The organism is Acidovorax sp. FG48, assembly GCF_057809085.1.
Window position 1 is genome coordinate 1 of sequence record NZ_JBMDJH010000024.1, and the last position, 17,814, is coordinate 17,814.

General features: G+C 65.9%; 15 protein-coding genes. 10 read left to right on the top strand and 5 right to left on the bottom strand.

The window, feature by feature from the left end:
- Window positions 1-303 precede the first annotated feature (303 nt).
- Window positions 304-1,383, bottom strand: a complete 1,080-nt coding sequence (locus ACODSU_RS22390; protein WP_488844895.1) for an MBL fold metallo-hydrolase — start codon at window positions 1,381-1,383, stop codon at window positions 304-306.
- A gap of 125 nt (window positions 1,384-1,508) precedes the next feature.
- Between ACODSU_RS22390 and ACODSU_RS22395 the strand changes: the two genes are divergently transcribed.
- The 9 genes from ACODSU_RS22395 to ACODSU_RS22435 all read left to right on the top strand — a co-directional run bounded on the left by ACODSU_RS22395 (window position 1,509) and on the right by ACODSU_RS22435 (window position 10,504).
- The gene (locus tag ACODSU_RS22395; protein ID WP_015015787.1) at window positions 1,509-1,904 is read left to right on the top strand and encodes a MerR family transcriptional regulator; all 396 of its coding nucleotides are present in this window, start codon (window positions 1,509-1,511) and stop codon (window positions 1,902-1,904) included.
- Between the two features lie 72 nt (window positions 1,905-1,976).
- The gene (locus ACODSU_RS22400; RefSeq protein ID WP_488844897.1) at window positions 1,977-2,408 is read left to right on the top strand and encodes a PaaI family thioesterase; all 432 of its coding nucleotides are present in this window, start codon (window positions 1,977-1,979) and stop codon (window positions 2,406-2,408) included.
- 40 nt (window positions 2,409-2,448) lie between these two features.
- The gene (locus ACODSU_RS22405; RefSeq protein ID WP_099729197.1) at window positions 2,449-3,639 is read left to right on the top strand and encodes an isovaleryl-CoA dehydrogenase; all 1,191 of its coding nucleotides are present in this window, start codon (window positions 2,449-2,451) and stop codon (window positions 3,637-3,639) included.
- A 37-nt stretch (window positions 3,640-3,676) separates the two neighbouring features.
- Window positions 3,677-4,336: a carbonate dehydratase gene (can, locus tag ACODSU_RS22410; RefSeq protein ID WP_110960356.1), complete on the top strand. Its 660-nt coding sequence runs from the start codon at window positions 3,677-3,679 to the stop codon at window positions 4,334-4,336.
- Between the two features lie 56 nt (window positions 4,337-4,392).
- The gene (gene aceK / locus ACODSU_RS22415; protein ID WP_488844899.1) at window positions 4,393-6,198 is read left to right on the top strand and encodes a bifunctional isocitrate dehydrogenase kinase/phosphatase; all 1,806 of its coding nucleotides are present in this window, start codon (window positions 4,393-4,395) and stop codon (window positions 6,196-6,198) included.
- 66 nt (window positions 6,199-6,264) lie between these two features.
- Window positions 6,265-7,452 carry an acetyl-CoA C-acyltransferase gene (locus ACODSU_RS22420; protein WP_488844901.1) on the top strand — a complete coding sequence of 396 codons (1,188 nt, stop codon included), beginning with the start codon at window positions 6,265-6,267 and terminating at the stop codon, window positions 7,450-7,452.
- A 49-nt stretch (window positions 7,453-7,501) separates the two neighbouring features.
- Window positions 7,502-8,581 carry a DUF695 domain-containing protein gene (locus tag ACODSU_RS22425; RefSeq protein WP_488844903.1) on the top strand — a complete coding sequence of 360 codons (1,080 nt, stop codon included), beginning with the start codon at window positions 7,502-7,504 and terminating at the stop codon, window positions 8,579-8,581.
- A gap of 84 nt (window positions 8,582-8,665) precedes the next feature.
- Entirely contained in the window at window positions 8,666-9,334 is a 669-nt protein-coding gene (locus ACODSU_RS22430; protein WP_056639048.1) for an SDR family oxidoreductase, read from the top strand.
- A 39-nt stretch (window positions 9,335-9,373) separates the two neighbouring features.
- A complete protein-coding gene (locus ACODSU_RS22435; RefSeq protein WP_252661182.1) occupies window positions 9,374-10,504 on the top strand; it encodes an acyl-CoA dehydrogenase family protein in 1,131 nt (376 codons plus the stop codon).
- A gap of 226 nt (window positions 10,505-10,730) precedes the next feature.
- Here the strand turns inward: ACODSU_RS22435 and ACODSU_RS22440 are convergent, their stop codons facing one another.
- The 3 genes from ACODSU_RS22440 to ACODSU_RS22450 all read right to left on the bottom strand — a co-directional run bounded on the left by ACODSU_RS22440 (window position 10,731) and on the right by ACODSU_RS22450 (window position 15,268).
- A complete protein-coding gene (locus tag ACODSU_RS22440) occupies window positions 10,731-11,918 on the bottom strand; it encodes a hypothetical protein (RefSeq protein WP_488844905.1) in 1,188 nt (395 codons plus the stop codon).
- 144 nt (window positions 11,919-12,062) lie between these two features.
- Window positions 12,063-14,618, bottom strand: coding sequence for a sensor histidine kinase (locus ACODSU_RS22445; RefSeq protein ID WP_488844907.1), 2,556 nt, complete (start codon window positions 14,616-14,618; stop codon window positions 12,063-12,065).
- Window positions 14,618-15,268 carry a LuxR C-terminal-related transcriptional regulator gene (locus tag ACODSU_RS22450; protein WP_488844909.1) on the bottom strand — a complete coding sequence of 217 codons (651 nt, stop codon included), beginning with the start codon at window positions 15,266-15,268 and terminating at the stop codon, window positions 14,618-14,620. The genes ACODSU_RS22445 and ACODSU_RS22450 overlap by 1 nt, the downstream gene beginning before the upstream one ends.
- Before the next feature lie 179 nt (window positions 15,269-15,447).
- Here ACODSU_RS22450 and ACODSU_RS22455 point away from each other — a divergent pair, with 179 nt between their 5' ends.
- A complete protein-coding gene (locus ACODSU_RS22455) occupies window positions 15,448-16,524 on the top strand; it encodes a hypothetical protein (RefSeq protein WP_488844911.1) in 1,077 nt (358 codons plus the stop codon).
- A 129-nt stretch (window positions 16,525-16,653) separates the two neighbouring features.
- On the opposite strand, the gene ACODSU_RS22460 is transcribed toward ACODSU_RS22455, so the two are convergent.
- A complete protein-coding gene (locus ACODSU_RS22460) occupies window positions 16,654-17,790 on the bottom strand; it encodes a peptidoglycan-binding protein (protein WP_488844913.1) in 1,137 nt (378 codons plus the stop codon).
- Between the last annotated feature and the right edge of the window lie 24 nt (window positions 17,791-17,814).

Here is a 17,814-nt window from a genome sequence, read left to right on the forward strand (position 1 = left end):
CTCATAAAGACTGGGGTTTTTTGCTTTGCAGGTACCGAAATTGCGTCAACAGCAACAGGCGCTACTCAACGGTTGCGTATGACATGGGGTTCACTTGGTCTGTCTTCCATACCAGACCTGTATCGCTGGCGCGAACCTATAAAGCCGCTCGGACCCTGAGCTCTGGATCATTTGCCTTGGGCAACGTCGCGCTGTCCGCTGGACTGGGGTGAGTCTTTTAAACCGCGCTGATTCGAATTGAATGCCCTGCCCTTGTCTCTATCCGCCACTCAATGAGCGTATGCGAGGCGCTTGCAGCCATACTTATTCAAGACTGGCCGCCCGAAATCTTTGAACACTACCCGGGTCGAGAAAACGCTCCAGCTTCCCCTCCATCCACAGATAGTGCAGATGCGCCAAAGCCTCCCCCATAGCAAAAGTCATTTGATGGGTGTCTAACTTGCGCTTAAAAAGAATCGGCAAAGTGTCCGCAGCACTCAGGGCGTGGTCACGCGCCGCCAGCAGGATTTCCTTAAGCCGCTCCCGGTGATGGTCTTGGAGTTGTGCGATGCGCGTAGCCAAGCCTGTGAATGGTTTGCCATGTGATGGCAGTACCAACGTGCTCTCCGGAAGGTCAAGATAGCGCAGCAGGGAGTCTAAAAACAACTGCAGCGGGTTGGCCTCGGGCTCACTGGGATGGACACTGACATTGGTTGATATGCGCGGCAGCACCATGTCTCCGCTGATCAGTGTAGTGAGCTCAGCGCAAAACAATGCCATGTGCTCCGGTGCGTGGCCATAGCCGCTGATGCAGCGCCAGGCGCGACCACCGATATTGAGGATGTCTCCATCCATGAGTCGGTGAAAACGGGTCGGCAAGGCGGGGACCAAGGTTGGAAAATACGATGCACGACCGCGTACATGGGCCAGAAAAGACGGGTCTTGCGCACCGTGCAACGCATAAAAATCCGCCCCCGCTTCCCCGCCAAACCCCTGTGGGTCATAGACAGCGACGCGTGCCACGTTGTAGTCGGTGGCACTGATCCACAGGCGCACATTCCAGCGCTCGCACAGCCAGTGTGCCAGCCCGATATGGTCTGGATGCATGTGGGTCACGATGACACGCAGGATGGGCAAGTCCTCCAGGCAGCTCGCAAAGATCTGCTCCCACTGGGCGCGGGTTGCGGCGCTGTCGATGCAGCAATCCACGATGGTCCACCCGTCTACCAGCGTGCCACCAGTATCTGGCTGCCGGTCACGCAACAGCCACAGATTGATGTGATCCAGTGCAAAGGGTAGGCCCATGCGGACCCAGCGCACGCCAGGTGCGACTTCCAGGGTGGCGCCCTCGGCGGGGAGCGCGTCGCCGAGCGGGTAGTGGATCTGGTGTTCGAGTGGATTCATGGAGGCGGTGTGATGGGTTAGCATTGACGTTAACGTAAACGTCATGCACTCGATGCATTGTAGAGAGCAGCCGCCATACGACTGTCTCCTGTGCGAACCCGATACCGCTGCGTGCGGCACCCACCATGGCCAATACATACACCATCAGTGACCTCGCCAAAGAGTTCGATCTCACCACCCGGGCGATCCGTTTTTATGAAGACATGGGCTTGTTGCAGCCAGAGCGCACCGGTGCCGCAGGCCGCAACAGGGTTTACAGCGCACGCGACCGCACGCGGCTGCGCTTGACGTTGCGGGCCAAGCGCCTGGGTCTGTCTCTCACCGAGGCCAAGGAGATCATCGATCTCTATGACAGCCCCCGTGACACCGGCGTACAGCTCCGCAAGTTCCTGGACGTGCTGGTGGTCCATCGCAAACAGCTCGAAGAGCAAATGGCCGATCTGCAGGCCAACCTGGAGGAGGTGCGGGAGCACGAAGAGGAGGCGCGCTCGCTATTGGCCAAGGTAGAAAAGCAAAATTGATCCATAATTGACGTTTACGTAAACGTAAATCAGGAGACTGCAGTGAGCACGCCCCCCTTTGAGCCGCGTTGCATGGACTTTGCCGACCGCGTGCGCGATAGCTTCGCGCGGCAGGGGGCCATGCACACGCTCGGCGCGTCGCTGGGGTTGGTCGCGCCGGGTGCTGTGGACATTGAGCTTCCCTGGACTCCCGCGCTGACCCAGCAGCATGGTTTTCTCCATGCGGGCATGGTGTCCACTGCATTGGATTCGGCCTGCGGATATGCCGGTTTCACCCTCATGGCGGCCGATGCCGCCGTGCTCACCATCGAATTCAAGATCAATCTGCTGGCCCCCGCCAAAGGCGAGCGGTTCCGCATGGAAGGGCGGGTGCTGAAGCCCGGCCGCACCATCACCGTCTGCGAGGGCCGAGCCTTCGCCATCGACGGCAACCAAGAAAAGCTGGTCGCCACCATGGGCTGCACCCTGATGGCGGTGACCGGACGCGACAACATCCAGGGCTGAGCCCTACCCATTCCCCAACTTCTACGAGGAGACAAACCCCATGAGCATTCCTGCCAACCTTCCCGGCCTCAACTTCCAGCTGGGCGAAGACATTGACGCCCTGCGCGACGCCGTGCGCGACTTTGCACAGGCCGAAATCGCGCCCCGCGCGGCTGAGATCGACCGCAACGACCAGTTCCCCATGGACCTGTGGCGCAAGATGGGCGACCTGGGCGTGCTGGGTATCACGGTGCCCGAGCAGTACGGTGGCGCCGCCATGGGCTACCTAGCCCACATGGTGGCCATGGAAGAAATCTCGCGCGCCAGCGCATCGGTGGGCCTGTCCTATGGTGCACACAGCAACCTGTGTGTGAACCAGATCAACCGCAACGGCAACGAGGCCCAAAAGGCCAAGTACCTGCCCAAGCTCATCAGCGGCGAGCATGTAGGCGCGCTGGCCATGAGCGAGCCCGGCGCAGGCTCCGACGTGATCAGCATGAAGCTCAAGGCCGAGGACAAGGGCGGCTACTACCTGCTCAATGGCAGCAAGATGTGGATCACCAACGGCCCCGATGCCGACACGCTGGTGGTGTACGCCAAGACCGAGCCTGAAATGGGCGCACGCGGCGTCACGGCATTCCTCATCGAGAAGGGCATGAAGGGCTTCTCCATCGCCCAAAAGCTCGACAAGCTGGGCATGCGCGGCAGCCACACGGGCGAGCTGGTGTTCCAGGACGTAGAAGTGCCCGCAGAGAACGTGCTGGGCGGCGTGAACAACGGTGCCAAGGTGCTGATGAGTGGCCTGGACTACGAACGCGCGGTGCTGACCGGCGGCCCCCTGGGCATCATGCAGTCGGTCATGGACAACGTGATCCCTTACATTCACGACCGCAAGCAGTTCGGCCAGAGCATTGGCGAATTCCAGCTCATCCAGGGTAAGGTGGCCGACATGTACACCGTGCTGCAGGCGGGGCGCTCGTTTGCCTACACAGTGGCCAAAAACCTCGACATGCTCGGTACTGACCACGTGCGCCAGGTCCGCAAGGACTGCGCCAGTGTGATTCTGTGGTGTGCCGAAAAGGCCACCTGGATGGCGGGTGAAGGCGTGCAGATCTATGGTGGCAATGGCTACATCAACGAGTATCCGCTGGGCCGCCTCTGGCGCGATGCCAAGCTGTACGAGATTGGCGCGGGCACCAGCGAGATCCGCCGCATGCTGATCGGCCGCGAGCTGTTTGCCGAAACCTGCTGACCTCTCCGTAACGCCAACCTTTCACTGCAAGGACCCCATGCCCTCCTCCATCGACGACCTGTTTGTTCACAACCGCGCCTGGGCGGCCCAGATGGAGCGGGAGCGGCCAGGCTTCTTCACCAGTCTATTGGCGCAGCAGAAGCCCAAGTACATGTGGATCGGCTGCTCCGACAGCCGCGTGCCCGCCAACCAGATCACCGGGCTGGAGCCGGGCGAAGTGTTCGTGCACCGCAATGTGGCCAACGTGGTGGTGCCCACCGACCTCAACTGCCTGTCCACCATCCAGTACGCGGTGGATCAGTTGCAGGTGGAGCACCTGATGGTGGTGGGCCACTACGGCTGCGGCGGCGTGCTCGCCGCGCTGCAGGGCACGCGCGTGGGCCTGGCAGACAACTGGATTCGCCACGTGACCGATGTGCGCGACCGCCACCGCGATCTGATCGCCGCCACCGCCCCCGAATGGCGCCATGACGTGCTGTGCGAGCTGAACGCCATCGAGCAGGTGGTCAACATCGCGCAGACCACCGTCATGCTGGACGCCTGGGGCCGCGGCCAGAAGGTGACCCTGCATGGGTGGTGCTATGGGCTCAAGGACGGGCTTATCAACAACCTGCACATGTCGGTGGACAGCACCGAAGGCCTGGAATCGCTGTACAAGGCCGCGATTGCCGGCGTGGCTGCCACCCGGCGGCAGTAAGCAAGGCGCCCTCGCTTACGCACGCGACGGTTGCGCTGACAAGGATGCCTGCCACCATGTTCCCGCAACGCCTGGATGCCCCCCAGGCCTATGGCATTGCCAAGGCCATGATGGACGGATTCAACCGCCACTACCGGCTGTTCCGCACCGAGTCCGCGCGGGCCAAGCACCGCTTTGAAACCGCCGACTGGCATGGCCAGCAGCGGGCGCAGCGCGAGCGCATCGAGTTCTATGACTTGCGGGTGAAGGAATGCGTGCGCCGCCTGGAGAAAGAGTTCGAGGCCGGCGCGCAGCCCATGGATGTGTGGCACCAGGTCAAGCTGCATTACATCGGCTTGCTGGTCAACCACCACCAGCCTGAACTGGCCGAAACCTTCTTCAACTCGGTCACCACCAAGATCCTGCACCGCACGCATTTCCACAACGACTTCATCTTTGTGCGGCCTGCGGTCAGCACCGAATACATCGAGAACGACGAGCCCGCCGCGCGGCCCACCTACCGCGCCTACTACCCCACACGCGAGACGCTGGGCGACACCTTCCAAGCCATCGTCGAGAACTTCCAGCTCCAGCGCGAGTTTGCCGACCTAGCGCGCGACACCGGCTGTGTGGTGGCTGCCATGCGAGGCCGGCTCGACAAGGTGCGGCTGCGCACCAACTTCCAGATCCAGGTGCTCACCAGCCTGTTCTTTCGCAACAAGGGCGCGTATGTGGTGGGCAAGATCATCAACGGCTTCCACGAGGTGCCGTTTGCGCTGCCCATCCTGCATGACGACAGCGGCAGGTTGTACATCGACGCCGCCCTGTTTGGCGAAGACGACATGCAGATGCTGTTCAGCTTCGCCCGCGCCTACTTCATGGTGGACATGGAGGTGCCCAGCGCCTATGTGCAGTTCTTGCGCAGCCTCATGCCGCGCAAGCCGCGCGCCGAAATCTACAACGCCCTGGGCCTGGCCAAGCAGGGCAAGACGCTGTTCTACCGCGACTTTCTGTACCACCTCAAGCATTCCAGCGACCAGTTCCGCATTGCGCCTGGCATCAAGGGCATGGTGATGCTGGTGTTCGACCTGCCGAGCTTTCCGTTTGTCTTCAAGCTCATCAAGGACTACTTTCCGCACCAGAAGGAAACCACGCGCGAGCAGATCAAGGCCAAGTACCTGCTCGTCAAGCAGCACGACCGCGTGGGCCGCATGGCCGACACGCTGGAATACAGCGAGGTCGCCTTTCCGCGCGACCGGTTCGACGATGCGCTGATTGCGGAGATCGAGAAGTTCGCCCCCAGCCAGCTCGAAATCAGCGACCGCGATGGCGACGGCCAGACCGAGGTGATCATCAAGCACCTGTACATCGAGCGGCGCATGATCCCGCTCAACATCTATCTTCAAGAAGCTTTCGACACCGGCTTGTCCGACCCGCGTGCGCGCCAGCAGATGGAGCACAGCGTCATCGAATACGGCAATGCCATCAAGGACCTCGTGGCCGCCAACATCTTCCCTGGCGACATGCTGTGGAAGAACTTCGGCGTCACGCGCAACGGCAAGGTCGTGTTCTACGACTACGACGAGATCGAATACCTCACTGACTGCAACTTCCGCCGTGTGCCCACGCCGCGCAACGAGGAAGAAGAGATGAGCGGCGAGGTCTGGTACAGCGTGGGCCCGCGCGATGTGTTCCCTGAAACCTTTGGTCCCTTCCTGCTCGGCAACGACGCGGTGCGCGAGGTCTTCATGCAGCACCACGCCGACCTGCTCGATGCTGCGTTCTGGCAGTCGCACAAGGAGCGCATCCAGGCCGGCCAGATGCTCGATGTGTTCCCTTACGACCCGGAGCGACGCTTTGCGCAGCGCGCGGCGGCAGGCTGAGCGCCCGCCAAGCCCCAATTTTCGCCCACCCCTTTTCCTCTGACCCTTACCCAGGAGACCTTCACCATGTCCAACCAAGACCCCATCGTCATCGTCGGCGCTGCACGCACCCCCATGGGCTCGCTGCAGGGCGACTTTTCCAGCCTGGCTGCGCACGACCTGGGCGGTGCGGCCATCAAGGCCGCCATCGAGCGCGCCGGTGTCTCGCCCGACGCCGTGGGTGAAGTGCTGTTCGGCAACTGCCTGATGGCCGGCCAGGGCCAGGCGCCTGCACGCCAGGCGGCGTTCAAGGGCGGCCTGCCCAAGGGCGCGGGTGCCGTCACGCTCAGCAAGATGTGTGGCTCGGGCATGAAGGCCGCGATGATGGCGCACGACATGCTGCTGGCCGGCACGCACGACGTGATGGTGGCGGGCGGCATGGAGAGCATGACCAACGCCCCCTACCTGCTGCAAAAAGGCCGGGGCGGGTACCGCCTGGGTCACGACCGCATCTTTGACCACATGATGCTCGACGGCCTGGAAGACGCCTACGAAGCAGGTCGTAGCATGGGCACCTTTGGTGAAGACTGCGCTGCCAAATACAGCTTCACGCGCGCACAGCAGGACGCGTTTGCCACCGCCAGCGTGCAGCGGGCAAAGGCGGCCACCGAGTCGGGCGCATTCGCGGCCGAGATCGTGCCCGTGACGGTGAAGGACCGCAGCGGCGAGCGCGTGGTGTCGGTGGACGAAGGCCCCGGCAAGGTCAAGCTCGAAAAGATCGCCACGCTCAAGCCCGCGTTCAAGAAAGACGGCACCATCACCGCGGCCTCCAGCTCAAGCATCAACGACGGCGCCGCCGCGCTGGTGATGATGCGCGAGTCCACCGCCAAGAAGCTGGGCGCCAAGCCCCTGGCCCGCATCGTGAGCCACGCCACCCACGCGCAAGAACCCGAGTGGTTTGCCACCGCCCCGTTGGGAGCCACGCAGAAGGCGCTGGCCAAGGCCGGCTGGCAGGTGGGCGACGTGCAGCTGTGGGAGATCAATGAAGCCTTTGCCGTGGTGCCCATGGCGCTGATGAAGGAGCTGGATCTGCCCCACGACAAGGTCAACGTGAACGGCGGCGCCTGCGCGCTGGGCCACCCCATCGGCGCCAGCGGCGCGCGCATCATGGTCACGCTGATCCACGCCCTCAAGGCGCGCGGCCTGACCAAGGGGCTGGCCACGTTGTGCATTGGCGGTGGCGAGGCCACGGCCGTGGCGCTGGAACTCGTCTGAGGCCGCTGGCTGGAGATGGGATGATCCCCGACTTTGTACAAGGACCGCGATGACCACTCCCTCTCCCGCCATCGGCGCCTTCTGGCGCGCGTTTTCTGATGCCCAGGCATCGCTCCAGGCCCTGCCGTTGCGCGAGCGCGTGGGGGCGGCCAATGCGCTGATCGATCAGCACCTGGAAGGCCTGGCGCTGGAGATGTCCGGTGATGATGCCGATGCGGTGGTGGACCTCATCGTCACGGCCCACGGCAGCATCGAGCGGTTTCCGCTGGTGGCGCAGGTGATGGCGGCCGCACCCGCGCTGCCGCACTACCGCGTGCGTGCGTTCCGCGAGCGCACCACGCAGCCGGTCTTTCCCATCGGCATGGAAGGCTTCGAGCTGTCCACCGCCGAAGTACTGGTGGCGCTGGAACAGGATGGCGGGCAGGCGGCGCTGGAGATCCGCTTTGGCCGCGAGATCCCCAGCGACTACCAGGACCACGCGCGCAACATGGCGTTCATCATGCTCGACCACGTGCTGGGCGAATACGACTTTGCCGTGAAGGTGGGCGCGGTGGACTTTGTGGGCGAGCCGGACGACCCCCACACCCCCTGGGTGCCGTTGAGCCAGCTGCCCCCGGTGTTCGACCGCTACTGGACCGAGACCCTGGGCCACACCGGCCACTTCCCCACGGGCGAGGCCGAGTGGGACGGGCTGGAGCTGCAGTTTGACTGCCCCATCGACGAGTACGGCAACGAACTGCCACCCGACGACATCGACAGCGAAGACGCGCCCGAGACCGGCGTGGTCATGGTCAACACCAGCGCCAACGCGGTGGCCATGCGCGCCGACCTGGCCTACGCCCTGACCGTGGACCTGGCTGTGCCCGACAGCGACACCCTGACCGCCGTGCAAGACCTGCAGGACCAGGCCGCCACCGTGCTGCAAGTGCCGCAACTGGGCATTCTGGTGCTGACGTTGATGCGCGCAGGGCGCCGGCAGGCGCTGTACTACGTGAGCGACGAGCAGTTGGCCAAGCAGGCGCTGGCACCCCTGCTGCTGCGCGACGAGGCGGCATCGCTGGACCTGAAGGTGGCGTACGACCCCGCGTGGTCGGGCTATTTCGAGTACGCCGGCTACCTGTCTGCCTGAACGTGCGGTGTTGTCTCGATCGCTCCTGAATTGATAGCTGCTAACGCATGATCTACTAACGCTTGCGGCACATTGGGCTTGAAAATGAACTCAATACTCGTGATCGGCGCGTCCCGGGGCATCGGCCTGGAGCTGGTGCGCCAGTACACCGACGCCGGGCGCCGCGTGATCGCCACCGTGCGCGACGACGCTGGCCGCGAACGCGTGCTGGCGCTGGGCGCCGAGGCGCTCACCGTCGATGTGGCCAACCCCGCCAGCGTGAGCGGCCTTGCATGGCAGCTCGACGGCGAAAAGCTGGACCTGGCGCTCTATGTGGCCGGCGTCATCCGCCGCCCCAACGCGCTCACCCCGCCCACGCAGCAAGACTTTGATGCCGTCATGCACACCAACGTGCTGGGTGCCATGCAGGCCATTCCGCAGGTGGCGCCCCTGGTGGCGGATGCGGGCGGCGTGTTTGCGTTTCTGTCGTCCTCCATGTCGCAGATCGGCAGCGTGCCCAATAGCGGCTCGTGGCTATACCGCACCAGCAAGGCCGCGCTGAACATGGCCGTGGCCGCCGCACAGCACGACTACCCTGGCGCCACGCTGGTCACCATCGACCCCGGCTGGGTGCAGACCGACATGGGCGGCGGCGGTGCGCCGCTGACGGTGGAAGACAGCGTGCGCGGCCTGCGCAGCACGCTGGCCAGCGTGACCGCTGCCGACAAGGGCCGCCTGCTGCACCACGATGGCCGCCGCGCTGCCCATTGGTGAGCTTTTTGAATTTCTGAACAACGACTCTGGAGACAACCCATGCTGCTGACCCAAGACCAGGAAATGATCCGCGACGCGGTGCGCGACTTTGCGCAGACCGAGCTGTGGCCGAACGCCGCGCGCTGGGACAAGGAACACCACTTCCCCAAAGAGGCCCATCAAGGCTTGGCCGCCTTGGGCGCCTACGGCATCTGCGTGCCCGAAGAGTTCGGCGGTGCCAACTTGGACTACCTCACGCTTGCGCTGGTGCTCGAAGAGATCGCTGCCGGTGATGGCGGCACCAGCACCGCCATCAGCGTGACCAACTGCCCCGTCAACGCCATCCTCATGCGCTACGGCAACGCGCAGCAAAAACGCGACTGGCTCACGCCGCTGGCGCGTGGCGAGATGCTGGGCGCGTTCTGCCTGACCGAGCCGCATGTGGGCTCCGACGCCTCGGCACTCAGGACGACAGCCGTGAAGCAGGGCGACGAATACGTGATCAACGGCGTCAAGCAGTTCATCACCAGCGGCAAGAACGGCCATGTGGCCATCGTGATCGCCGTCACCGACAAGGGCGCGGGCAAGAAGGGCATGAGCGCCTTCCTGGTGCCTACCAGCAACCCCGGCTATGTGGTCGCTCGGCTGGAAGACAAACTGGGCCAGCACAGCAGCGACACGGCGCAGATCAACTTTGACAACTGCCGCATCCCGGCCGAGAACCTGATTGGTGCCGAAGGTGAGGGCTACAAGATCGCCCTGGGCGCACTCGAAGGCGGGCGCATCGGCATCGCCGCCCAAAGCGTGGGCATGGCGCGCAGCGCGTTTGATGCGGCGCTGGCGTATTCCAAAGAGCGCGAGAGCTTCGGCACCGCCATCTTCAACCACCAGGCCGTGGGCTTTCGCTTGGCCGACTGCGCTACGCAGATCGAGGCGGCACGCCAGCTCATCTGGCACGCCGCCGCGCTGCGCGATGCGGGCAAGCCCTGCCTGAAGGAAGCCGCCATGGCCAAGCTGTTTGCCAGCGAGATGGCCGAGCGTGTGTGCAGCGCCGCCATCCAGACGCTGGGCGGGTATGGCGTGGTCAACGACTTCCCGGTGGAGCGCATCTACCGCGACGTGCGCGTGTGCCAGATCTACGAAGGCACGAGCGACGTGCAGAAGATCATCATCCAGCGCGCGCTGGCCTGAGAGGCTGAGAGTCTTTGATCCATGTCCGCCTTGCACGCCAAAACGCCGCGGCTCTTCGTTGCAAATGCTCGCCATAGCCCGAGCTATGGCTGTGCGTTGCGCCTCGATCCGAGGCGTTTTGGCGCGCCTTTCAGGCTTGGCTCAAAAACTTTCAGCCTCTGAGCCTGCGCGCCACGGTGCCCGACCTGCGGTGTGTAGGAGGCCTTTCGGGCGCGGTCCACAACGCTCAGCCCCTGAGGCGTAACTCGCGCTCCAGCAGCGCGAGCCGCTCGGGCTCGGCGTGGTGCCGGGCCACCGGCTGCACACTGCTAAACACGTTGCGCCCCATTTCCGCGCGCCCGCTCCAGGCCAAGGCCAGTGCGTAGTCGCAGGTGCACACGGCCAGTGAGGGCCAGGCGCCCGGGGCCTTGCGCACCAGCCCCAGAAATTGCTCACACGCCTTGCCCAGGTGGCTGGCAGCCTCGCTTGCCCGGGCCGGGTCGCGCAGCGCAATCATGCCCCGCACCCAGTCGATGAATGCTTGCCCGTGGGGGGGCAGCATGGCGGGCTGCAGGGTGTCCACGAGGCGCTGCGCTTCGTCGGTGTGGCCCGCGCGGGCCTCGCTCAGGGCCAGGTCCAGCTGCAAAGTGGGCTCTCCCGGCCGCTGCGCCATCAGGTCGCGCAGGCGCGCAGTAAAGCCCGCATGGTCGCCCGTGGCCAGGGGCAGGGTGTAGATGCGGGCCAAGAATTCGTTGTCGTCTGCCGGACGCATGGGGTGGACACGCAAGCGCAGGATGGCGGCGTCCACCCCTTCGGCTCGCGCCTCGAACCAGGCCATGCGCACGGCGGCGTCCCAGGCGGGCTGCCGCAAAAACGCATGCCGTTCGGCTGAACGGGTCAGCCGCTGGGCCAGCACGTCCAGACGAGGCAGGTCGCCCGTGGCGTGCGCGTGCAGCATCTGCAGGTACATGCGCTGAAACCGGTGCATGTAGGCAAACACCCCCAGCGGCGCTAGCATGGCCAGTACCAATATCCCCTGCACCCATGGGCTCCACTGGCGCCACACGGCCAGCGCCACCAGGGCTGCGCACACCAGCAGCCAGGTGCGGTTGTTGCGCAGCAGCTGCCGCAGCGTGGTCCACAGGCCAGGGTTCTCCTGGGCTTCGATCTGGTCGCGCGCCAGCTGGCGCAGCGCCTTCACGTCCAGGGTGCCCAGTGCGTCGTCCGCCATTTCGGTCATCGCACGGGCATACAGCCCGGAGGTGTGCAGCTGCACGTGGGTTAGTGGCGGCTGCTGCAGCGCGGCAATGGCCTGCATGGCTTCTTCGGCCGTCTGGGCATGCACGAAGCCCTCGGTAGGGCGGCCTTGCGCATCCTGCGCCTGGTACAGCCAGCGGGGCTGGCCGGGCGGCGGGGTGGTCCCGGTGGTGGTCATGGTGTGGCTCCCTCCTGGTGTGACTTGCCAGCGTGTCGGCGTCGCCGGTCGATGGCTGCGGATGGTAGGGGGGCGTGGGACTAAGGCGTGCAGCGGGCAGACGGGCGGTGCACCGCTGGCGGACGGCCGGTGCCGTGGAAGGGGCTATTGAAAGGGCTCGGGGTGCTGTTCCCGCTGGCTTTTGCCATGGGCCAGCCACTGCACCAACACCGCATGTAGCTCTGCAGGGTTCACCGGCTTGCGCAGCACTAGGTAGCCCTCGTCCTCAGCATCCCGCAAGGCGGGCGCGTCGAATTCGCCGCTGACCATCGCGCCCCGCGCGGAAGGGCAGCGTGCCAGCAGCGTGCGCAGGATGTCAAAGCCGCTCTCGCCCGAGCGCAGCCGCTGGTCGCAGAAGATAGCATCTGGCACCAGCCCTTCGTCGAGAAGGCCATGGGCTTCGGCCCCGGTGGTGGCATAGGCTGCCGTCACACCCCAGGCTTCGAGCATGGCGCGCCAGGCCTTGAGCACCTGGGGGTCATCGTCCAGCACCAGGCATTGGCCCTGCAGCGGGCGGCTCGCCACGGCCTGGTGGTGCGCTGCGGCAGAGGCGGTGGGCGCGCCTGCATCGGTGGCCACATGGGCTGGCAGCCGCAGCCAGAAGCGCGAACCCCGCCCCGCCAGCGAATGCACACCATAGGCCGCCCCCAATTGCTCGGCACAGCGCGCCACCACGGCCAAGCCCAGGCCGTGCCCGGCTTCGTCCATCTGGTCGGCCCGCGATCCCCGGTAGTAGGGGCTGAACACCCGGGCCTGATCGGCGGGGGCAATGCCAATGCCCGTGTCCCGCACCTCCACCAGCCAGCCGCCACCGCGTGCGCGGGCACTCACCAGCACCTTGCCCTGCGGCGTGTACCGGATGGCGTTCTGCACCAGGTTCGCCAGCGCCTGGCGCAGCAGCACCGGCTCGGCCCAGACGATGGCGCCACGGCGCGGCAGCCGCAGCCGCAGGGTCAGGCCGCCAAGGCTGGCCTGCTCGCGAAACAGGCGCACCACATCCGCCAGCAGCGCGCCGAGGTCCACGGCGGTTTTGTGGCCCAGTGGCTGCCCCGACTCCAGGCGCGACAGGTCCAGCAGCGCATTGAACAGCTGGCTCATGGCCTGCATGCTGGTGCGCAGGTCGGCCACCAGCGGACGCAGGACCGGGTCGGCATTGCGTAGGCTGATCGCCTCCACCATCAGGGACATGGCGTGCACGGGCTGGCGCAGGTCGTGGCTGGCGGTGGCGAGGAACATGTTTTTCTCGGTCAGGGCGCTTTCTGCCTGTCCCCGGGCTGCGGCCAGGGCCTCGTTGGCCGTGCGCGTGCGCCGGTACAGCCAGAAACTGGCGCCCGCGGCGAGCAGTGCCAGGGCCACCGCCGCCGCCAGTCCTATTTGCTGCATGCGGCGCACCCGCAGCTCGGCATCCTGCACCCGGTTGGCCTGCGCCAGCTGATCGATCTGGCGCTGGCGCTCAGCGCTGTCAAAGCGCTCCTGCAAGGTCGCCACGGCCTGGTCGCGCTCGGTATGGAACAGCTCCTTGGCCAGCGCCTGCTGCTTGCGGGTGGTGGCCATGGCTTCACGGTACAGGCCCGCTTGTTCATACATGCGCGACAGCTCGCCCAGCAGCTGTTCTTCCATGGGCAGGGAGCCCGCTTCGTGCACAAACCGGATGCCCGCCTCCACCTCGTGCACACCGGCAGCAATGCGGCCCTGCCCCATGAGCGCAAAGCCCAGGTTGGCCTGCGCCAGTGCGGCGCCATTCAATTCGTGTGCGTCGCGGTAGGCGGCCAGGGCCTCGCGCATCACAGGCTCCGCCTGCGCATACGCCTTGCGCTGCAGCAGGACGTCGCCCAGGTTGTTCAGCGCCGTTGCCTGAAGCCCGGCCAACCCTCCCGCGCGCGCAATCTGCAGGGCTTGGCGGTATGCCGCTATGGCCGTGTCGAGGTCGCCCTGCACGTTTTCGACATTGCCCCGGTGCAGGTGCAGCCAGCCCAGTGCTTGCCGGGCATCCAGCTTCTCGGCCAGGGGCAGCGCCTCGCGGATGGTTTGCAGCGCCCGCTCCGGGTTCTTCATGTCGAAATGCAGCAGCTCCAGATGGGTGCGCGACCGCAGCTCTGCCGTGGCCGCCTGTAGGGGCAGCGTGCGCGACAGCTCCAGGCTGCGCAGCAGCTGGGCCAGTGCCTCTTCAAACTGCCCGTTGCCGCTGTGCAGCGCGCCCAGGGTCAGGTGGTACAGCCAGCGCACCCAGGGGTCGCCCACGGTCTCCGCCCCGGCCGCGACCTGCGCCAGCGCCTTCAGCCCTGCGCGTGTCTTGCCCGCCACGGCCAGTTGCCGGGCCTCAAAGGCAGCGGCCAGCACTTGCGAAGACATGTCGTTCGACGTGGACGCCAGCGCCTTCAGTTGCGCGATGGCGTCGGTCACCACGGGTTCCTGCCCGGTCTCGAAGGCCGCGTCTGCCAGCGCGGCGTAGTAGGTGCGCCGGGTATCGACATGCGCCGCGCGGGCAAAGCGCGGGGCTGCCGCCTGCAGGGCCTGCACGGTCTCGGCGCTGTTGCGCTGCGACAGGGTCTGCAGGCGGTCCAGCTCGGCCAGGTCCTGGGACGGTGTCTGCGCGCCTGCGGACAGCGTTCCGAGCAGGCCCAGCGCAGTGGCCAGCACCCAGGGCCGCAAAAGGCGCATCAGGACAGCTCCAGCCGCCGCCCACGCAGCAGGGTGATGGCCTCCACCCGTGTGCGCACGCGCAGCCGCTCCAGGATGCCCGTCACGTGCTCCTTCACGGTGCTCTCTGCAATGTCGAGCTGGGACGCAATGCGCTTGTTGGGCAGGCCTTGCAGCACCAGCGCAAGGATCTGTCCCTGGCGTGCAGACAGGCCCAACTCTGCCGGTGTCACCGGCAGGTCGCGGCTGCGCGGCGGCTGGCTGCCGATCTGGCCGGGCTCAAACCACACCAGGCCGCCCAGCAAGGCTTCCACCGCCAGGCCAAAGGTGTCGGGTGCGGCCTGCTTGTGGATGAAGCCCTGGGCGCCCGCCTGCCGGGCCTGCGCCATCACCGCAGGGTCATCGTCGCCGCTGATCACTGCGATGGGGGGGCCCGGGCAGTGCGCGCGCACCTGTGCGATCAGGTCCAGCGCCGAGCCCTCTGCCAGCCAGAAATCAACCAGCACGATGGCCGGTGTGCCCCGCGTGCCCACCCAGCGAAGCAGGTCGTCCGCGCCGGAGGCCACCACCACGTCCATCTGCGGCATGCGGGCACGCAGGAATTCGGCCATGCCGTGTGCCACCAGCGGATGGTCGTCGAGGATGAGCGCGTAAGGAGAGGAAGGAGACATGCGGGAGGGCGGGGAGGCAGCCCGGCGGCCTGCCAATACCGAAAGGTATGCCTGCGGGCAAATTCTGCCAAGTGTTCAGCAGGATGTACGGCGCGCAAACCCTACCAGCGTAGGGTTTCGCATGGGAGGGGGTGCTGCACAGAATCCGCGCTCCATTCACCATCACGAGGTTTCTGTTCATGACACGACAAGCCAGCGCAACGGGTGCCGGGCGCACCGGGCACCCCGCACGTCCTATCTTCCGCTGGGCCCCCCTGGGCCTGGCTGCCGCCTTGCTGGCGGGCTGCGGCGGCGGTGATGACAACAACGGCACGCCGCCGCCTAGCGCTGGTGCATTCAGCATCGGCGGCGCGGTCAGTGGTCTGGGCGCTGGCAAGACGGTGACGTTGCAGAACGCCGGCAAGGACGACCTGACGGTGAATGCCAATGGCAACTTCGTGTTCGCCACGCGCCTGGACAACGGCATTGCCTATGCCGTCACCGTCAAGACCCAGCCCAGCGGGCAGCGCTGCACTGTGACGGAAGGCACTGGCACGGCCACCGCCAATGTGAGCACCGTGCAGGTGCGCTGCGAGAACCTGGCGGCGGCCACCTACACGGTGGGCGGCTCGGTCAGCGGCCTTGCGGGCGGCACCGTGGTGCTGCAGAACAACGGGCGCGACGACCTGTCGGTTGCCAGCAACGGCGGCTTCACCTTCGGCACGGCGTTGGCGGGTGGCACGGCCTACGCCATCACGGTGCGCACACAGCCTTCGGGCCAGAGCTGCACGGTGCGCAACGGTACGGGCACGGTGGGATCGGCCAACGTGAGTACGGTGGACGTGAGCTGCGCGACCGCCGCGCTGGGGCTGCCGGAGGGGGACTGGAAGCAGGGCCAGTGTTCCGTGGTGCGGCCTGGTGTGTGGGGGCGCGTGCTTTGGCGCATTGCCCGACAAAGCGATACCCGGGCAACGGCCGCACAAGGCGTCATGACCTACGCGACGGCCGACTGCTCGGGCCAGGGCACGATCGCGGGGCCGCTCACCGACCTGGGCGTGTTCAACTTCGACCGCAGCGGAAGCACGGCAAGCGCCACAGCTTTCTGGAGCACCTGGGTGACGCCGTCAGGCATCACGTCGCGCTCTGTGTGGACTCGCAAGGGGGCCTATCTGTGCGTGTTTGGTGACAGTACACCCACGGTGTTTCCCACGGCAGCCAGTGCAGAGGCTCACGCAGACCTCATCATTGCCAACAAGGCCTGCTACACGCAGAACTGAGGGAGCTTGGGCGCTTCCTGACAAGGGGGCTGCCCTATCGCCCATCGCGTTCGATGTCTGCGCCGTGTGTGGAAAAGAGAGGCCGCCATGGATTGCCATGGCGGCCTTTTTCAATACTGAACTGGACGGTTACTTTGACAGCTCCACCATCGTGGCCGCGTCCAGTCTGCCCGACTGCGCGATGCCCCGGTCTTTCTGGAACGCGCGCAGTGCGGATGCGGTCTTGCCGCCCATGGCGCCATCGGGCGTGCCCGCGTTGTAGCCCAGCTCATTCAGGCGAGCCTGCGCGTCGCGCAGCGAAAGCCCGGCGGTGGCTCCATTGCTTTGCGCGGCAGTACGTGCGGCCGATGTCTGCGAGGGCGGTGCGGCGCCGTCCACACTCAGCCGCCCGCCGCCACCCAGGCCCTGGCCCTTCACCGTCTGGGCGCGGTAGTTGCGCAGGGACTGCACCATTTGGTTGAATGCATCCATGAAGGCGGCCGCAATCACCTTGCCTTCGGCCGTGTTGGAGTAGCCGCCCATGCGCGCGCCGCCCGAGCCGCCCAGCAGCTGCCCCATGGCGCCAAAGTCGGTCTTGGCGGCGCTGCCTTCCGAGGCAGCCACCTGCACGCCCGAGCGGTTGTCGATGAGCGTGAGCAGCGCACTGGCCTCCTTGGTGTTCATGCTGCCGCCGATGGCTGCCAGCAAGCCGCCTGCGCGGCCACCGACCAGGCCGCCCAGCGATGCGGAGGCGCCGCCCGCGTTGTTGTTCTGGAACACGATTTCGGGCGACAGGCCATAGTCCGAGGCGACCATCTGGCCCTGGCCGAACTGGCTGCCCTGCCGCATTTCGCCCGACTGCATCAGCGCGCGCTCGCGCGTCATCGCGTTCATGCCGGCTGCGCCCCGCTCCACCACCACAAAGCAGTTGGACTGCTGCACCAGCAGGCGCAGCAGGTTGGCCGTGGGCGGCAGGCGGTACTGGTCGCGCAGGATGGTGTACCAGCCGGCCTGCTGGTTTTCGATCAGCGAGACGGTACCCAGCGGGCTTTCGCAGCGCTCCAGCGAGTCGCTGGCGCCGGTGGACGCACCGCCCGCAGCGCTGCCGGTGGCCACGGTCTTGGCATCGGCGCTGCCCATGCGCATGTTGGTGGTTTCGCAGCCGCTCAGCAGGGCGGCAGCGGCCACGGCGGCGCTGACTGCGCACAGGCGCAGCGGGGTGGAGGAACGGGGCAGGTTGGCAGCGGCACGCGCGCGCCGCAGCGGGGCAGAAAGGGTGGTGGTCATGGTGTCGGATGTGGCCGCATGTGC